At 57.6% G+C, this 16,540-nt stretch carries 16 protein-coding genes; 7 read left to right on the top strand and 9 right to left on the bottom strand.

What is annotated here, in order from left to right; translation table 11 throughout:
• Positions 1 to 42: 42 nt before the first annotated feature.
• Both ada and QCD60_RS02060 read right to left on the bottom strand, forming a co-directional pair.
• Positions 43 to 1,176: a bifunctional DNA-binding transcriptional regulator/O6-methylguanine-DNA methyltransferase Ada gene (gene ada, locus QCD60_RS02055; protein ID WP_279781934.1), complete on the bottom strand. Its 1,134-nt coding sequence runs from the start codon at positions 1,174 to 1,176 to the stop codon at positions 43 to 45.
• 104 nt (positions 1,177 to 1,280) lie between these two features.
• A complete protein-coding gene (locus QCD60_RS02060) occupies positions 1,281 to 1,787 on the bottom strand; it encodes a MarR family transcriptional regulator (protein WP_279781936.1) in 507 nt (168 codons plus the stop codon).
• 221 nt (positions 1,788 to 2,008) lie between these two features.
• On the opposite strand from QCD60_RS02060, the gene QCD60_RS02065 reads away from it, so the two are divergent.
• On the top strand, positions 2,009 to 2,326 hold the full coding sequence (locus QCD60_RS02065) for an SMR family transporter (protein ID WP_104152533.1): 318 nt from the start codon (positions 2,009 to 2,011) through the stop codon (positions 2,324 to 2,326).
• Positions 2,327 to 2,642: 316 nt separating this feature from the next.
• Positions 2,643 to 3,254 carry a superoxide dismutase gene (locus QCD60_RS02070; protein WP_104152534.1) on the top strand — a complete coding sequence of 204 codons (612 nt, stop codon included), beginning with the start codon at positions 2,643 to 2,645 and terminating at the stop codon, positions 3,252 to 3,254.
• A 69-nt stretch (positions 3,255 to 3,323) separates the two neighbouring features.
• Here the strand turns inward: QCD60_RS02070 and QCD60_RS02075 are convergent, their stop codons facing one another.
• Together QCD60_RS02075 and QCD60_RS02080 are read right to left on the bottom strand one after the other, a co-directional pair.
• Positions 3,324 to 4,844, bottom strand: coding sequence for an alkaline phosphatase D family protein (locus QCD60_RS02075; protein WP_279781941.1), 1,521 nt, complete (start codon positions 4,842 to 4,844; stop codon positions 3,324 to 3,326).
• An 81-nt stretch (positions 4,845 to 4,925) separates the two neighbouring features.
• Positions 4,926 to 5,537, bottom strand: a complete 612-nt coding sequence (locus QCD60_RS02080) for a YitT family protein (protein WP_279781943.1) — start codon at positions 5,535 to 5,537, stop codon at positions 4,926 to 4,928.
• Between the two features lie 259 nt (positions 5,538 to 5,796).
• Between QCD60_RS02080 and QCD60_RS02085 the strand changes: the two genes are divergently transcribed.
• Positions 5,797 to 6,234, top strand: a complete 438-nt coding sequence (locus QCD60_RS02085) for a DUF2007 domain-containing protein (RefSeq protein ID WP_279781945.1) — start codon at positions 5,797 to 5,799, stop codon at positions 6,232 to 6,234.
• Here QCD60_RS02085 and QCD60_RS02090 read toward each other — a convergent pair whose 3' ends face one another.
• A complete protein-coding gene (locus tag QCD60_RS02090) occupies positions 6,235 to 7,185 on the bottom strand; it encodes a LysR substrate-binding domain-containing protein (protein ID WP_279781947.1) in 951 nt (316 codons plus the stop codon). It lies immediately after the preceding gene.
• Between the two features lie 112 nt (positions 7,186 to 7,297).
• Here QCD60_RS02090 and betC point away from each other — a divergent pair, with 112 nt between their 5' ends.
• The gene (betC, locus tag QCD60_RS02095; protein WP_279781949.1) at positions 7,298 to 8,824 is read left to right on the top strand and encodes a choline-sulfatase; all 1,527 of its coding nucleotides are present in this window, start codon (positions 7,298 to 7,300) and stop codon (positions 8,822 to 8,824) included.
• Positions 8,825 to 9,032: 208 nt separating this feature from the next.
• Positions 9,033 to 10,007 (top strand): choline ABC transporter substrate-binding protein, encoded by a 975-nt coding sequence (gene choX, locus QCD60_RS02100; RefSeq protein ID WP_279781951.1) that lies wholly within the window; start codon positions 9,033 to 9,035, stop codon positions 10,005 to 10,007.
• A 93-nt stretch (positions 10,008 to 10,100) separates the two neighbouring features.
• On the opposite strand, the gene QCD60_RS02105 is transcribed toward choX, so the two are convergent.
• The 4 genes from QCD60_RS02105 to QCD60_RS02120 all read right to left on the bottom strand — a co-directional run bounded on the left by QCD60_RS02105 (position 10,101) and on the right by QCD60_RS02120 (position 13,306).
• A complete protein-coding gene (locus tag QCD60_RS02105; protein WP_279781953.1) occupies positions 10,101 to 10,484 on the bottom strand; it encodes a hypothetical protein in 384 nt (127 codons plus the stop codon).
• A gap of 11 nt (positions 10,485 to 10,495) precedes the next feature.
• Positions 10,496 to 10,936, bottom strand: a complete 441-nt coding sequence (locus QCD60_RS02110) for a hypothetical protein (RefSeq protein WP_279781955.1) — start codon at positions 10,934 to 10,936, stop codon at positions 10,496 to 10,498.
• Positions 10,937 to 11,097: 161 nt separating this feature from the next.
• Positions 11,098 to 12,261: an amidohydrolase gene (locus QCD60_RS02115; RefSeq protein ID WP_279781957.1), complete on the bottom strand. Its 1,164-nt coding sequence runs from the start codon at positions 12,259 to 12,261 to the stop codon at positions 11,098 to 11,100.
• Between the two features lie 160 nt (positions 12,262 to 12,421).
• Positions 12,422 to 13,306, bottom strand: a complete 885-nt coding sequence (locus QCD60_RS02120) for an AEC family transporter (RefSeq protein ID WP_279781959.1) — start codon at positions 13,304 to 13,306, stop codon at positions 12,422 to 12,424.
• A 209-nt stretch (positions 13,307 to 13,515) separates the two neighbouring features.
• On the opposite strand from QCD60_RS02120, the gene QCD60_RS02125 reads away from it, so the two are divergent.
• Both QCD60_RS02125 and QCD60_RS02130 read left to right on the top strand, forming a co-directional pair.
• A complete protein-coding gene (locus QCD60_RS02125; RefSeq protein WP_279781962.1) occupies positions 13,516 to 14,355 on the top strand; it encodes a 2OG-Fe(II) oxygenase family protein in 840 nt (279 codons plus the stop codon).
• Between the two features lie 616 nt (positions 14,356 to 14,971).
• On the top strand, positions 14,972 to 16,513 hold the full coding sequence (locus QCD60_RS02130) for an efflux transporter outer membrane subunit (RefSeq protein WP_279781964.1): 1,542 nt from the start codon (positions 14,972 to 14,974) through the stop codon (positions 16,511 to 16,513).
• The last annotated feature ends 27 nt before the right edge of the window (positions 16,514 to 16,540 follow it).

A 16,540-nucleotide genomic window follows, 5' to 3' on the forward strand; every position in this document is an offset into this window, starting at 1 on the left:
CACCTGCTTACTGGAAAAATGGGGAGAGGAACCGGCTCACCATCAGGGTACATCACGGCTCTGTTGCTCTTGCTGCAGCAGCCGGGCTTTGCGCTCCAGCCCCCAGCGATAGCCGGACAAACTGCCATCATTACGTACAACCCGATGGCAAGGGATGGCCACGGCCAGCATATTGGCCGCACAGGCACTGGCGACCGCACGCACTGCTTTGGGTGAACCGATACGTTGCGCCACTTCGCTGTAACTCAGAGTTTGCCCGACAGGAATCTGCAGCAACGCCTGCCACACCCGCTGCTGAAAAGCCGTGCCGCGAATATCCAGCGGCAAACTGATGCCGACCGCTGGTTGCTCGACCATGCCGACAACCTGTGCCACCCACTGCTCGAACTCGGCATCAGCACCGATCAGCTCCGCAGCCGGAAACGCTTCCTGCAGCTGCAACAGCAGCCGCTCAGCATCATCCCCCAGCCAGATAGCACACAGGCCCTTGTCACTGCCCGCCACCAACAGGGCACCCAGCGAACACTGAGCCAGAGCAAAGCGAATCAGAGTGTCCTTGCCGCCAGCACGGTAGCGACTGGGCGTCATACCCAGCAGCTGATCAGCATGCTCATAAAATCGGCTGCTGGACTGATAACCCGCCTGATAAATGGCATCCGTCACCCTGGCTTCGTCCTGTAATGCAGCTCGCATACGTTCTGCCCGTACCCCGGCGGCAAACTCTCTGGGAGTCAGCCCCGTCAGGCGTTTGAACAGACGATGCAGATAAAACACGCTCAGCCCGACGGTAGCGGCCAGCGTGTCCAGCGAAGGCTCCTGCTCCGCTTCTTTGATCAGACGGCACACCTGCGCCACTTTTTCCATCTGCTGCATGTCCAGTGAAGGCTGATCAGGTTTGCAGCGCTTGCAGGGTCGAAATCCAGCCTGCTCAGCCTGCACAGGCGTCAGGAAAAAATCGACGTTCTCAGGCAGGGCAGTTCGCGCTGCGCAGCTCGGGCGACAATAGACGCCGGTCGTTGCCACGCTGTAGTAAAACTGCCCATCTGCTGACTTGTCACGGCTCACGACCTGTTGCCAGCGCGGATCCGCCTCGGTCTGCAGACGCTTTTGCAAGCGACGCTCGGCAGCAGTATGGACGGTGCCACTGGTGTGAGATTTTTCAGTAGACGCAGACATGGTATTGATCCTCTGGCAAACACCCCTTCAGCCTACGCATAGCAAGAAGGTGACTCACTCCGCGTCTTGCTTTCAAATTCGCTGTTTGCCGTTCGCCTCACAATTCACGCTGACGAGTCCTGATTGAGATTGGCTGCCATTTTGGCCAGCAGGCGCTGCAACTGATCATGCTCTTCCTGGGTTATACCGGCCATGCTCTGCTTTTCAACCGCTGCGACAGCGATGACGGCCTCCTCCAGTACAGCGATCCCCTTCGGCGCCAGCTTCACCAGCTGGCTGCGCCCGTCATCGGGATTAGGCACACGCTCTACCCACTCCTGCGTTTCCAGGCGTTTGAGCACCTTGGTTAAGCCACCGGAACTGATCAGCATGAAGTAACACAACTGTGTCGGGCTGAGCATGTAAGGCTCACCCTGTGAACGCAATGCAGCCAGCGCTTCGGCATCGGCAACCTGCAGCCCCAGTGGAGCAATGGCGTTGGCATAGGCAGCAATCAGTGAGTCGTAGGTACGATAGACCGACCAGACGCCGGGGGCTTTGGCGTGCAGGGCCTGGGGCCAGGATTTTGACACCAGCTCAATGAGCGTTTCGACCGGTGCATGTGTCTTCATCAGCTATCTGTGCTCTCTCTTTTGGTCTCGGACAACTATAAATTGGCAGGCCAATCACCTCATCTGTCATGAGGTTGCAATCTTCAAAGGTTATTTATCTTGCCAGAAAGATAAACTATCGCTAGCATATCTTTCCAGAAAGACAAATTCTCAGGCAGACCCACTCCGGTGTCTTCGGGAAGTCATGGCCCGGCTTACTTTCGCGGGCAGAGGTAGAAAAAATGAATCCCTGGTTCTGTTTGCTGCTGGCCGGTATGGCCGAGGTAGGCTTTACCTATTTCCTCAAAATGTCCGAAGGTCTGACCAGAATATGGCCGACCTTTGGCTTTATCCTGATGGCCGGTCTGAGCTTCACGCTGATGACCAAAGCCATGGCTCACTTACCCCTGAGCACCGTTTATGCCGTCTGGTGTGGCGTCGGCATTGCCGGAACGGCACTGATGAGCATGTTGCTGCTGGGCGAAACCGTTACCCTGCTGAAAGCAGCATGCCTGCTGCTACTGGTCATTTCCGTCGTCGGTTTGAAAGTGCTGGCTTAACCGGCTCAGCGCGATTGCCCCCTGAGGCGGGTTGCCAGAACAGGCAACCCGCCTCGAAATCTCTGCATCATCCCGGAACCGACTCGTAATCCGATCAACGTCTTCCTCTCCCTGAGCCTTTTTTAAATCTGCAGCTCAGACCGCCACCGTTCGCAATCTGACACCAGAGTGTCGCCTTTCAATTCAAACAGATAAAACGGTTGATAATCATTTTTATTAGCGTTAAATACTTCCCTGCCCGGCGGTCAATACCGCCACTTTGTCACCCGGTGACCCCTTATTCACTGAGCGATACCCTCGCACGCAGGAGCACAGCATGTCTCATACTCTTCCTTCCTTGCCTTACGCCTACGACGCTCTGGAACCTCATCTTGATGCACGCACCATGGAGATCCACCACTCCAAGCATCATCAGACTTACGTCAATGGTCTGAACACGGCCCTGTCAGACTACCCTGACCTGCAAGCCCTGCCAGTAGAGAAACTGCTGGAAGATATGAATGCCATCCCTGAAGCCATTCGTGGTGCCATCCGTAACCACGGTGGCGGTCATGCCAACCACAGCCTGTTCTGGCTGGTCATGAGCCCTGAAGGGGGTGGTGAGCCCACCGGTGCACTGGGTGATGCCATCACCGCCACCTTTGGCTCTTTTGCCCAGCTGAAGGAAAAGTTCAACGCCGCAGCCACCACCCGTTTCGGTAGCGGCTGGGCATGGCTGGCTGTCGACAAACAGGGCCAGCTGGTCGTCACCAGCACCGCCAATCAGGACTCCGTCATTTCCGACGGTCTGACCCCCATTCTGGGCCTGGATGTCTGGGAACACGCTTACTACCTGCACTATCAGAACCGTCGCCCTGACTACATTCAGGCGTTCTGGAATGTCATTAACTGGAATGAAGTCAGCACGCGTTTTGCGGCAACCCGCTAAGCAGATTAACGGTTGGCTAAAATAGTCAGGGGCGCAACTGCGCCCCTGACTGTCGTTGTGGAACTGCCCTCATTCCCGCCAGTTGATCACTTTACAGATCGGCTCATCCTCATCTTCCTGATACCACTTACACCACAAACGCCCTTTCTGCGCTTCCTCATCAGGCTCGATGGACAGCCAGTTACGCTGCCCCAGCAGGTAGTTGCCTTTGCGGGTCAGAGGTAGCTGACGTGCGCGAATGTCTTTCTCCACCAGCTCCTCACGTCCAGCCACGCTTTCCAGCACATAACGCACCAACGCCGGCGGCACCGGGTGCACGACACCTGATGAGACCAGCTGATAGAGGGCTTTCCCCTGCTCTTTATGCCGGGCCAGTTGCGACTCAATAACTGCATATGCCCCCACATGCACATCACCGGACAGCAAGGTAATGCGGCAATGCTTCTCGGTGGCCAGATCAAACAGGCGATGAATGAAACGCAGACGCTCCTGACGATGCGCCTCACTGCGCCAGTGATCGAGCAGGTCATCTTCCAGCTCCTGCTGACCCGGTAGCGTCTGCAGCAGGCTTTCCAGATAACTGAGATCAAGATAGGCCAGCGGAATACTGGAAAGAATCAGCAAATGCTGGGGTTCAGGCTCGTGGGCGGTCTGTGGCTGCCAGCCGTCAAGCCAGGCGTAAATTTTGTCCCAGCTGTCTGGCGCAATAATCTGCATCGGCTTGGGCTGACGCTCGCTGCGCAGATCCAGCGCCAGAATACTGACGTTCCCCAGACCGGCAAACTGCAGGTTCATGGTGCCGTCAATACTGGCCGGATGAGCCTCGTTGCCGCCGTCCTTCAGCTGCTGCTGGAACAGGTGGAAGTAGCGCCTGGCCGCGGTAAAAATCCCCTTGTGCACGTCACTGCCATGCAGCTTTTCAGGATATGACCCCCAACCGTCCATGATGTCGTGGTCATCCCACATCATGATGGTGGGCACCGCTGCCAGCATCGCCGCAGGCTCCTGCTGTGACCAGCGCTCGATATACAGCTCGGCGAAAAAGCTGTCGATCTGATTAAGAGCGGCGGTACCCAGCTTCACTTTCTGCCGCTGATCCACTGACTTCTCCAGCCAGCCCTTGAGTGCACTGACCTTGCCCCAGATGCTGTCGGAATAGACCTGATCACCGCCCATCAGCAGCAGGTGATAGCCCTGCTCGTCATGCTGGCTCTTGATCCGGCTCCAGTTGGCATTGGGATACGTGACCGACTTCATCAGCTTGGGATCAGAGAAGCCATTGCAGGATACATAAGCCATTCTGGGAGCCTGCCCGACAGCAGGAATGTGCAGGTGATACGCCTTGCCCGCCAGTTCAAAGGTCACCGCACCGCTGCCGAGGGCAGCGTTCATTTCCATACGCCAGGCACGGTATCTGGGATTACTAAAAGGCATATCAGCCAGATGCACAGTATTACCCTGTTGCAGCGGGCTGACGGTCTTGAGAAGGGGAACATCGTCACCGATATCAGTGACGATCAGCGCAGAGAACTGCCAGGTGCTGCCAGTAAATCCACGAAACTGCAGCACGGGGCCAAGACGAATTGCCATACGGTTCACTCCCTGATCATTGTTTTTACCCGCCATGTCCAGTGCATGGCGTCAGACAGTGTAGATCAGGCAGGGGGAATGTCAGCTCATTCCGGTGTAACGGCCGGGTTTGTGGTTAACGGTCAATACCAGATTGAGCATCACCGCACCCAGCACGGACAGAGCGATGCGCTCCGGTTCAACCACCAGCAGGGACAGCAGAACGACAGTGCAGTCCACCACCATCTGCAGCTTGCCAGCACGCAGGCCGTAACGATCCTGCACGTACAGCGCCAGAATGTTAATGCCACCGAGACTGGCCTTGTGCCGGAACAGCATCAGGAAACCGGTGCCCATCAGGCCGCCCCCGAACAGCGTGGCAAATACGCTATTTACATCAGAGAAGTGAATCAGGTGCGGCAGCACTTCCGTCCAGCCGGACAGCAGCGCTACCGAGCAGAAGGTTTTAATGGTGAAGTGCCAGCCCATACGCTTGATGGCCAGATAGTAGAACGGCAGGTTGATGACGAAAAACACCAGACCAAAGCTGTAACCAGACAGGTAATGCAGCAGGAAGGCCAGCCCGGCAGTTCCCCCCGTCAGCAGGCCGCAGTTCAGGTACAGATTGGCACCCAGTGCAATAAATAGCGTGCCCAGCACGATGGCCAGTATATCCTCCAGCCAGCTGTGCCTCTCATAGGCCACATCGCTCATGATCAGATCTTTCCTCGAGAACTTTTTAGGCGGTAAATTATTCGCGCAATTCTCCATTCAAAGAAAAGATCATTCAACAATGATCCTGTAAAAAATCGAAACTATTGAGCTTAGGCATAATCAGGAAAGAAACCTCCAGAATGACAGCACGCTTTGATAGCACTGCTCCCGGTCGCTGCGATTTGCACTGGGCGCATTCAATGGCTAAATAGTGAACAGGACTGCAGTGATTGACAGGCAAGTACTGACAGGAGGCGCCATGGGCTGGATTACCGTCGCCCGCTATACCTACCCCTACGAGGCCCATATTGCCCGCGGCAAGCTGGATAATGCCGGAATCGAAGCCTTCATCGCCGATGAACACACCATCAGCACCCACTGGATCTACTCACAGGCGTTAGGCGGGGTGCGGGTGCAGGTTCAGGAGGAAAGCAAGGATCTTGCTTTAAGGGTACTGGCAGAAGAAACAAACGTGCAGGATGACATGCCAGAGCGCAGTGAACCGGATCTGCACTGTCACTGCCCGCGCTGCAGCAGCACCGCTCTGGAACCTGCGCTGTATCAGGCCAAAACCACCCAGCTGCTGTTTCTACTGTTTGGCACCACGCCGGGCGAGCAGCAACAGGGCACGCGCTGCCGCAGCTGCGGCTTCTTCTGGGACGAAGCCCCGTCCACACAGACACATCAGTCCGTCTGATCAGTAGGTCAGGGTCATCGAGCCTGACAAGGTGGGAGACTGTGCAGTAGCAGCTTCCTGCCGAATCCACTGCACAAACGCTTCTATCAGCCGGATACGGCGCTTACGTTCCGGCAGAATCAGGTGATAACCAAAGTGGCTGGAAACACTTTCGGCGGTCAGCCGGGCCAGTAAACCTTGCTCCAGCAGGGTATCCGTCAGATAACGCCAGCCAATCGCAATACCCCTGCCAGCAATCGCCGCCTGCACCAGCAAGGTGTAGTTATCAAAGCTCAGCCCGGCCACTGATGGTGCTTCACGTATACCCCATGCGGCCAGCAGCGAATTCCAGGTATACCAGTCAGAATGCACACCGGGTTGCAGGTGCAGCATCGGCAGACTGGCCAGCTCTGCCGGTGAAAACAGCTGACCATTGCGCCCTTCCAGCAGACGCGGACTGCCCAGCGGATAGGCTTCTTCGCTGAACAGCAGATGGCTTTCCAGATGACGGAAACGCCCGTCACCAAAGATCACGGCGATATCAATATCAGCCCGCAGCATCGACTTGTTGCGCTCCGACGTGACCAGACTGACATCAATGTCCGGATACAGCTGCTGAAAGCGTGGCAGGCGGGGCACTAGCCAGTAAGCGGCGAAGGCAAAGTCAGTGGCGATATTGATCACCTCATGCTGGCTGCCCGCCCGCACTTCGTTGATACCGCGACGAAACGACTCCAGCCCTTCCTGTGCATGCTCCAGCAGCAGCTGCCCGGCTTCGGTCAGCTCAATACCGCGATAGACGCGATCAAACAGTCTCACCCCCAGCTCCTTTTCCAGCCGTTTTATCTGCTGGCTGACTGCAGGCTGCGTTGCCCCCAGCTCATTGGCCGCCGCCGTAAAACTGAGCTGACGGGCAGCTGACTCGAACACAGTCAGCAGATCAAGGGAGCTTAGGCGAAAGTCATCTGGCATAAGCGTGGCTTATCTTAGTTATAGGGTGACAGCCAGTTTACGCCGACTGATACAAATTTGAATATAGCCAGAACAGCTCAGTCACCCTTGGATTGACAGGATTCACCAGCACATGCGTGGAAAACATATCCTCTTCATCATGGCCGACCAGATGGCCGCTCCCATACTGCCAATGCATGGCAAAGCAGCGTTGTTTGGCAGCGAAAAGCTAAAAACACCGCACCTTGACGAACTTGCCCGGCAAGCGGTGGTATTTGACTCAGCCTATTGCAACAGCCCATTGTGCGCCCCCTCGCGGTTTACCCTGATGACCGGACAGCTACCCTCCAAAATCGGCGGTTACGACAACGCCGCAGAACTGGCTGCCGATACCCCGACCTTTGCCCACTATCTGCGTCGTCTTGGCTACCAGACGGCACTGTCGGGCAAGATGCATTTCTGCGGCCCGGACCAGCTGCATGGCTTTGAACAGCGCCTGACCAGTGACATCTACCCCGCCGACTTTGGCTGGGCGGTCAACTGGGATGAAGCCGATGTGCGCCCAAGCTGGTATCACAACATGTCATCGGTATTGCAGGCCGGCCCCTGCGTGCGCACCAACCAGCTCGACTTTGATGAGGAGGTCGTCTTCAGGGCGAAGCAGTACCTGTATGACTATGCCCGCAGCGAACAGCAGCAGCCGTTCTGCCTGACTGTCTCCATGACCCATCCTCACGACCCCTACACCATCGGCAAGGCGTACTGGGATCTGTACGACGATGACGACATTCCACTGCCCACCGTCACCCTGCCGCAGGATGCGCTGGACCCACAGTCCCAGCGCCTGCTGAAAGTCTATGATCTGTGGGACAAGCCACTGACCGAAGAAGCCATTCGCCGGGCCCGCCGCGCCTACTTTGGCGCCATCAGCTACGTTGACCAGCAGATCGGCCATTTGCGTGCCACGCTGGAAGAATGCGGTCTGGCCGATGACACCGTGATCGTATTTTCCGGCGACCACGGCGACATGCTCGGTGAGCGTGGCATGTGGTACAAGATGAGCTGGTACGAAATGTCCGCCCGCGTACCGCTGCTCATTCATGCACCGCAGCAGTTCGCCGCGGCTCACGTCAACGCCAGCGTATCGACGATGGATCTGCTGCCCACTCTGGTGGAACTGGCAGGCGGCACGCTGGATCCCTTGTTGCCTATGGACGGCCAGTCACTGCTGCCACATCTGCGTGGTGAGCAGGGGCATGACCGGGTACTCGGCGAATACATGGCCGAAGGCACGATCAGCCCGATGATGATGATTCGACGCGGCCCTTATAAGTTCATCTACTCCGAACAGGACGCCTGCATGCTGTTCGATCTGCTCAGTGACCCGCTGGAGCTGAACGATCTGGCCGCCAGCAGCGACTATCAGGATGTCATGGCTGAATTTCTGCGTGAGGCACAAACCACCTGGGATATCCCGGCGATCACCGGTGCGGTGCTGGCCAGTCAGCGTCGTCGTCGCTTTGTCGCCGGGGCACTGAAGCTCGGCGAACTGACCAGCTGGGACCACCAGCCACTGGTCGATGCCAGTCAGCAATATATGCGCAACCACATCGATCTGGATGATCTGGAGCGGCGTGCACGCTATCCGCGCCCTCAGTGAGCGTTACCGTGAAAGGCGTTCACACTCACACGAACAAGAGGCGTGAACGCACCCTGTTGTTACCGATCTGGACAGAAGACATCGCCCTGGCTACCGCAGCATAAAACCAATAAGGCGGTACCGAAGAACCTGCTCAGCGCTGAGCAGGTTCCCAGAGCCAGCTTGCTGGCCGCAGTCCCCCACTAGAACCGGACGTATTCGAGGCAAAATGATGACTAAGACTTCTCTCTCCCGCTCCTGGCTCAGCACCACCCGCACTTCCCTGTTGACCCAAGCCATGACAATGGCCGCCGCAACACTGATCAGCACCGCCGGTTATGCCGCTGACAAATGCGGCACCGTCAATCTGGCCGATCCGGGCTGGTCCGACAGCAACGTCACGACCACGACCGCTGCCATGCTGCTCAAGTCACTGGGTTATGACGCCAAGATCACCATGCTGTCGGTGCCGGTGAGTTATGAGAGTCTTGCCAATGGTCAGATGGATGCCTTTCTCGGTAACTGGATGCCTGCTCAGCAGAAATTCCACGACAGCTATGTCGCCTCCGGCAAAGTGGAGCAGCTGAGCAAGAATCTGCACGGCACCGAGTTCACGCTGGCGGTGCCCAAATACGTATACGAGCAAGGCATCAAAAGCTTTGCCGATCTGGCCAAGCATGGCGATGAGTTCGATCACAAGATTTACGGCATCGAGCCCGGTGCACCAGCCAACCAGTCCATCCAGACCATGATTGATCACAATGAGTTTGGTCTGAAAGGCTGGACGCTGGTGGAATCCGGTGAGCAGGCCATGCTGTCAGAAGTCAAACGCGCCGTGAACCGCAAGAAAGGTATCGTCTTCCTCGGCTGGACGCCTCATCCGATGAACGTCAATTTCGAGCTGGCTTACCTGAGCGGCGGAGAAAAATACTTCGGTAGTGCAGGTGATGTCTTCACCCTGACGCGCAAGGGGTTCAAAGACCACTGCCCCAACGTAGCAGCACTGCTAAGTAATCTTGATTTCAGCCTGACGATGGAAAACACCGTCATGACCGATGTACTGGAGAATGGCACCGCTGCCGATAAGGCCGTCGACAGCTGGATCAAAGCCAACCCGGCGCAGCTCGACAGCTGGCTGAAAGACGTCACCACCGCTGACGGTGCTGAAGGGCTGGCGGCGGCCAGAAAGGCACTGCTCAACTGACCCACCCACAGAAACACAAAACGCCCTGATGAGGGCGTTTTGTGTTGCTGCTGATGCTCAGGCCGTGAGCATGTTCTCAGAAGGTCTGACGCATCAGGGAGCACATTTGGCTGGGTCTACCTCATGCTCGGTGGCATTGGAACCACTGAATGTAGTGATGCTGACCGTCCCCGGTAGTTGCCCGGCCCTGACCTGTTTGATCAGGCCGAAGTCCAGCTGACAGGCCGATGCCAGCTTCTGCGCCTCAATACACACCGGCCCCTGCCAGATCTGCGGTGCCTCCGCATTGTCTGGCTCGTACATATACACCTGATAGTCGCCGACCTGCTGCCGGGTATAAGGCAACTGATCAGTGGGGCAATGGGGCCCGCTCATTACCGTGACAGCACGGCCCACTTCATCGGCACAGGCACTCAGCGCCGTCACCGAGGCCAGCAGCAGGCAGGAACACAGCAGTGATTTCACTGGTGGTTTCACAATCTGTCTCCTTACCATTCGCGGCAGACGTAAATCACGTTGTCACGGTCAGCGGCACCCCATGACCAGTTGATCGTGGTGTTTTTCCTGGCAACACCGCCAAGACTGCCCCAGTACGCCGTCGGGTATTTACCGTGGCTGAGCGGACCATCGACGACAATGACGACGTGACCGTGCGGATCTGCCTTAAGGCCGCCCAGTACCAGTGCGCCAGCGGCAGCACGACGGCGTGCCTCCTGAGCACTGGCCAGGATGCGCCAGGGTGAGCGCTGCATCTGATCTATGATGGCATTGGCCTGACCGGTCAGCTGGATACCGAGGCCAGCAGCGACACTTTTGACAAAGCCGCTGCAATTGCGGGTGTTGGCGTCCCAGTACTGTTCACACAGGTCGATGATCGTCTGGGCTTTGCTGTTTGCCGCTGTTGCAGCGGCAGCTTGGGTGGAGGCCATGAACTTTTCCTTTTCTGGCGGAGTTTCCCGAGCAAATACTTCTCATCCTTTGCATTGTCCTGCCCCGCCAGACGCCCACGGGGGGACTGGCAGAGCGGGGGGAAACTATCATGGTCACCCGCTGGCAACAAGCGTAAAAAATGTTCACTGCCTGCTGCGGCTTATTCCCCCTGCAAGCCATTGATCTGCCGAATCAGGCTGAGAAACAGCGCATTGCCGATGGGCAGCAGCTCATCAGGGAAGTCATAGTCCGGGTTGTGCAGCTGCGGGCTGCGCTCCCCTGCACCGAGGGCGAACATGGCGCCATTCTTTGCGACTTCGGTGAAAATGCCGAAGTCTTCGGACCAGCGATAGCCCTTGTCAGCCACTTCAACCTCAACCCCGTTGCGGTGACAGGCGGCCACCACCTGAGCAGCGCCCTCCTCTGAATTCACACTGGCGCGGAACACGTCCTGCCACTCCAGTGCCCATTCCAGCCCGTCACGTTCGGCTTCCTCCGCCGCCAGCCGGGAGGCAGCTTCGACCAGAAAGTTCATGGCGTCATTGGTTTCGGTGCGCAGCGTGGCCATCAGTACGGCATCGCCCGGTGAGGTACCAAAGGCCACTTCGCCGAGTAAGGCATGAATGATGGTCACCCGGTTGAAGCCTTGCAGCTGCTGCGGCAGGGCACTCAGTGACTGAATCAGCCGTGCCAGCGCCAGCGCCGGGCTGCGGCCATTTTCAGGGTGGGCGGCGTGTGAGGTTTTGCCGGTCAGGCGGATAATCATGCCGCGTGAAGCGCAATTGAAGCTACCAGCCTTGACCACCACTTTACCCAGTGGCAAGCCGGGCACGTTGTGCAAGGCGAAGGCATAATCCGGCAGCAATGAGGCGAAGTCCGGATCCTGCACCATGCTGACGGCACCGGCACCGGTTTCTTCGGCTGGCTGGAACGCCAGTATGACCCGGCCTTTGCGTGGCCGCTGGCGGCTCAGGGTGGCACCGAGACTGGCCACCATGGTCATATGCCCATCATGGCCACACAAATGGGCCACTCCCGGTGTACATGACTGATGCTGACATTGGCCCTTTTCCTGAATCGGCAGGGCATCCAGCTCACCGCGGATCAGTGTTGTTGGCCCCGGCTCCGTACCATTGAAAACAAAGGCCATGCCTGTACCTGGCTGGCCATCCACCTTGCCAAGGCCAGTGTGCACCTCATCAGCCTGCCATGGCCGGAACAGCGCCAGTATCCGCTGCGCGGTAGCGGCTTCTTCTCCGGACAGCTCAGGCTGCTGATGCAGTTCACGGCGCAGGCCGGTCCAATAGGCATGATCAAAAGACATTAGGCGCTCCTTCCAGACGATGTGGCCACTAGCAGCTGTCAGGCTTGACGGATGACAAGCTGAAAAAGCCCGACAGGCAGCCAGTCTAGCGATATTGAGCAGCAGCGCCCATCGCCTGCACTATTGGCTTGGGCCGTTATTACTTATCAGTGAGTAACAGTTACAACAGCACCACACTGAGCCCCATCACCGTCAGCAACGACAGCACCGTTGAACACATGATGACAGCAGCAATCTCATCTTTCGGACCCTGATACTGACTGGCCAGAATATAGGTGATGACCGCCACCGGCATGGTGCCCTGAATCACCAGCGTCTTGGCAACAAGCGGGTCAAGATGGAGCAGCCAGGCCACGGCGTAAGCCACCGTTACACCCAACACCACTCGCGCCACTGACAAGCCACCGATGACGGACAGATTGCTCATATTTTTGAAATCGATGGAAGCCAGCGAGCGGCCGAGCAGCAGCAACATGATCGGCAGGGTCATCCCTGACAGCATGGTCAGGGTGCCGAGCACGGCCTTGGGCGTGGCAATGCCGGTTGCTGTCCACAGCACGCCGATCACCAGCGCGATGATGGAAGGGTTGAGCAGTATTTTCTTCGGTGAGAACGAGCCTGACATCAGCCACACCCCGAGGGTGAAATGGCTGACCTGCACCAGCGTGGAAATCACCACCGCATGCACCAGCGATTTCTCCCCCAGCAGTGCAAACACCAGCGGGATGCCGAGGTTGCCGGTATTGGGATTCACCAGCAGTGACAGATACCAGCGTATCTCCAGCCCCGCCAGCTTGAGCCCCACCGCTGCCACCGCCGCACTCAGCGCCAGAAACAGCACAGCCGCTGCGACCGTGTGGGTCATGGTCAGCAGGCCGGTGTCCATCTTGGCAAAGGCGCTGAGGATCAGACAGGGCAAGCCGATGCGCGTTACCAGCTCAGGCAGTGCCGGGTTATTCAGCAGCGTGGTCTTGCGGCTCATCATCCAGCCCAGACCGGCGCAGACAATGACGGGAAACACCGCCTGAAAGAATTCGAGAAGCATGAATGCGATTCCTTAGTTGGCTAAAACAGCTGAGCAAATGAACAATTTGACCGTCTGGACAGATTTTAACGAGGTGCCATAATGGCTGCATTGTGACCAGACCACGGTCACGTCTTCCCTGACTTTCAGGTACCGGAAATCACTGCCCTGCAGATGCTCAGCAGCTGGGGCGCACTACCGATACCTCTCAAAAGAGTGTTCCAACGCCAATGAAACTGACTGCCGTTGATTATCAGGCGCCCAATGCCGCCGAGCTGTTTGTCGAATCCTTGCGTTCAACCGGCTTTGGGGTGCTGAAAAACCATCCCATCAAGCAGGAACTGGTCGAATCCATTTATCGCCACTGGCATGCGTTCTTCTACAGTGACGAGAAAAACCAGTACCTGTACCACAAGGGCACTCAGGATGGCTTCTTCCCTGCCAGCGTGTCAGAAACCGCCAAGGGCTTCTCCATCAAGGACATCAAGGAATACTTCCACTTCTATCCCTGGGGCCAGTGCCCGGAGCCGCTGCGTTCCGAGCTGGAAGACTACTACCAGCAAGCCACTACCCTTGCTTCGGAGTTGCTGAGCTGGGTAGAAAAGCACTCCCCCGTCGAAGTGTCCTCACTCTATTCAGAGCCCCTGTCAGGCATGATTCAGGGCAGTAACCAGACCCTGCTACGCGTCCTGCACTATCCGCCACTGAAAGGTGACGAAGAACCCGGTGCCATCCGTGCCGCCGCCCATGAAGACATCAACCTGCTGACCATCCTGCCTGCCGCCAATGAACCCGGCCTGCAGGTCAAAGGCACTGCCGATGAGTGGATTGATGTCCCCAGCGACTTCGGCAATCTGATCATCAATATCGGCGACATGCTGCAGGAAGCATCGGGTGGCTACTTCCCATCCACTTCCCACCGGGTCATCAACCCGGAAGGGGCAGACATGAGCAAATCACGTATTTCCCTGCCGCTGTTCCTGCATCCCCGTCCTGACGTGGTGCTGTCCAAACGCCATACGGCAGGCAGCTATCTGCAGGAACGTCTGCGTGAGCTGGGTGTGATTTAATCCCGCCTCACTTGCTGCTGCGGTCTGCCAGAGGCCGCAGCTCGCTTTCCGCTTTCCGCTTTCCGCTTTCCGCTTTCCGCTTTCCGCTTTCCGCTTTCCGCTTTCCGCTTTCCGCTTTCCGCTTTCCGCTTTCCGCTTTCCGCTTTCCGCTTTCCGCTTTCCGCTTTCCGCTTTCCGCTTTCCGCTTTCCGCTTTCCGCTTTCCGCTTTCCGCTTTCCGCTTGCAAGTGTCATCCCGTGTCATAGAAATCAACAAACACGACAGTGCAATCGTGCCATGATGCCCCAACAGCGCTTTACAACGTGCAGTCAAACTCTTTACACAGTCACCTGCCTGACACCGCAGTTCGCTATTCTCTGACCTGACACGTTAGCGCTAACACATCCGACCCGGAATAGCCCCGGTGGTGAAGTGCATAGTAATCAATCACGTAATAGATAAACAGCATTGACAGTTCTCTGATCGCCGTCGACAGTGATTCTGTGCTCGCTACGAGCCTTTACCCGTAACAACAAAATAACGGCAGCCTGCCCTCCTCCAGAACGGAGCAGGCTGCGTAAAAACATGACACACCGTGAACAGGCGACCTCTTGTGCAAAGTAAACGGGATATCTTTGTGCCATCACCTTTATGCTCTCTGCGACCGCTGGCCGTCGTGCTGGCGACTGTGCTGATCAGTGGCTGCATGGTCGGGCCGGATTTCAGCCGCCCGCAGGCGCCCACGCTACAGCACTACAGTGCTGATCCTCTGCAACGTACCGTCGCCGCTTCCGACCAGACAGCGCTGGCCGCAGGTGCCGCCCAGCAGCTGGACCACGGCTTGCCGGTCAGTGCACGCTGGTGGCAGTCGTTTGATTCGGCCACGCTTAACCAGCTGGTGGCCGAAGCCTTCCGGGCCAACCCTGATCTGGCCGCCGCGCAGGCGGCCTTGCGTGAAGCCAGCGAGAATATGCAGGCGGCACACGGTGCTCTGATCCCCAGCATCAGCGGTGGTCTGGATTCCAAGCGCCAGCACTCGTCCAGTTCAGGCTCCAGCTCCTCCAATGGCGGACGGGTCTACAACACCTTTAATGCTTCGGTGGATGTCAGTTACGAGCTGGACGTATTCGGCGGCAACCGTCGTGCCTATGAGGCCCTGCAGGCCAGTCATGAGTATCAGCAGTTTGAGCTGGAAGCGTCCTATCTGAGCCTCGCCTCCAATGTGGTCAATGCGGCCATCAGTGAAGCCTCCTATCGCGAGCAGATCGCTACCACCAAAGACATCATCCAGCTGCAACAACAGCTGCTGGACATTCTGCAGACCCAGTTTGAATTCGGCAGCATTTCTCAGGCCGATGTGGAATCCCAAGTGGCTTCGATTGCCGCCACTCAGGCCAGTCTGCCACCGCTGCAAAAATCGCTGGCGCTGCTGCGTAACCAGTTGGCGGTGTATCTGGGCAAGGCGCCCAGTGAACTGTCCATGGATCCGATCACCCTTGATCAGCTGACACTGCCACAGCAACTGCCACTCAGCCTGCCCTCCGATCTGGTGGCACAGCGCCCCGATATCCGGGCCTCTGCCGCGCTGATGCATCAGGCCGCCGCCGAAGTGGGCGTTGCTACCGCTAACCAGCTGCCCCAGTTTGGCATTACCGGCAGTTACGGCAGCGAAGGCAACACCTTTGCCGAACTGTTCTCGCCCGGCACGCTGGTGTGGAATCTGGCCTCCAGCATCACCCAGAGCATTTTCGATGGTGGCATCAAACACCATCAGACCCGGGCCAGTGAAGCCGCCTACGATCAGGCGCAGGCCAGCTACCGCAGTGTGGTGCTGAGCGCCTTTCAGGATGTCGCCAATGTCCTCGATGCCCTGAACTACGATGCCCAGACGCTGCGTGCCCGCGTCATCGCCGAGGAAGCCGCGACCCGCAGCGAGAAGATTGCCGATGAGCAGTACAAGGCCGGTGGCACCTCCTATTCGACCCTGCTGGATGCACAGAAAACACTGCTGAATGCCCGTCTGCTGCGAGTTCAGGCTCAGGCGGCAAGACTGACAGACACCGTGGCGTTGTATCAGGCACTGGGAGGGGGCTGGTGGAACCGCTCAGGCACCCCGCAGGCAGCCGCTGCAGCACTGCCCGTGCCCGCCAGCGAACCTTCTGCAACTTCACAACAATAACCACGCCCCCGCCCGGCCGGAGCGGGA

The sequence above is a fragment of the Pokkaliibacter sp. MBI-7 genome (assembly GCF_029846635.1).
Classification (GTDB): Bacteria; Pseudomonadota; Gammaproteobacteria; order Pseudomonadales; family Balneatricaceae; genus Pokkaliibacter.

Bases quoted from the DNA above. Each gene is read 5' to 3' on its own strand.
- ada (WP_279781934.1), bottom strand. From the start codon at position 1,176: ATGTCTGCGTCTACTGAAAAATCTCACACCAGTGGCACCGTCCATACT.
- QCD60_RS02060 (WP_279781936.1), bottom strand. From the start codon at position 1,787: ATGAAGACACATGCACCGGTCGAAACGCTCATTGAGCTGGTGTCAAAA.
- QCD60_RS02065 (WP_104152533.1), top strand. From the start codon at position 2,009: ATGAATCCCTGGTTCTGTTTGCTGCTGGCCGGTATGGCCGAGGTAGGC.
- QCD60_RS02070 (WP_104152534.1), top strand. From the start codon at position 2,643: ATGTCTCATACTCTTCCTTCCTTGCCTTACGCCTACGACGCTCTGGAA.
- QCD60_RS02075 (WP_279781941.1), bottom strand. From the start codon at position 4,844: ATGGCAATTCGTCTTGGCCCCGTGCTGCAGTTTCGTGGATTTACTGGC.
- QCD60_RS02080 (WP_279781943.1), bottom strand. From the start codon at position 5,537: ATGAGCGATGTGGCCTATGAGAGGCACAGCTGGCTGGAGGATATACTG.
- QCD60_RS02085 (WP_279781945.1), top strand. From the start codon at position 5,797: ATGGGCTGGATTACCGTCGCCCGCTATACCTACCCCTACGAGGCCCAT.
- QCD60_RS02090 (WP_279781947.1), bottom strand. From the start codon at position 7,185: ATGCCAGATGACTTTCGCCTAAGCTCCCTTGATCTGCTGACTGTGTTC.
- betC (WP_279781949.1), top strand. From the start codon at position 7,298: ATGCGTGGAAAACATATCCTCTTCATCATGGCCGACCAGATGGCCGCT.
- choX (WP_279781951.1), top strand. From the start codon at position 9,033: ATGATGACTAAGACTTCTCTCTCCCGCTCCTGGCTCAGCACCACCCGC.
- QCD60_RS02110 (WP_279781955.1), bottom strand. From the start codon at position 10,936: ATGGCCTCCACCCAAGCTGCCGCTGCAACAGCGGCAAACAGCAAAGCC.
- QCD60_RS02115 (WP_279781957.1), bottom strand. From the start codon at position 12,261: ATGTCTTTTGATCATGCCTATTGGACCGGCCTGCGCCGTGAACTGCAT.
- QCD60_RS02120 (WP_279781959.1), bottom strand. From the start codon at position 13,306: ATGCTTCTCGAATTCTTTCAGGCGGTGTTTCCCGTCATTGTCTGCGCC.
- QCD60_RS02125 (WP_279781962.1), top strand. From the start codon at position 13,516: ATGAAACTGACTGCCGTTGATTATCAGGCGCCCAATGCCGCCGAGCTG.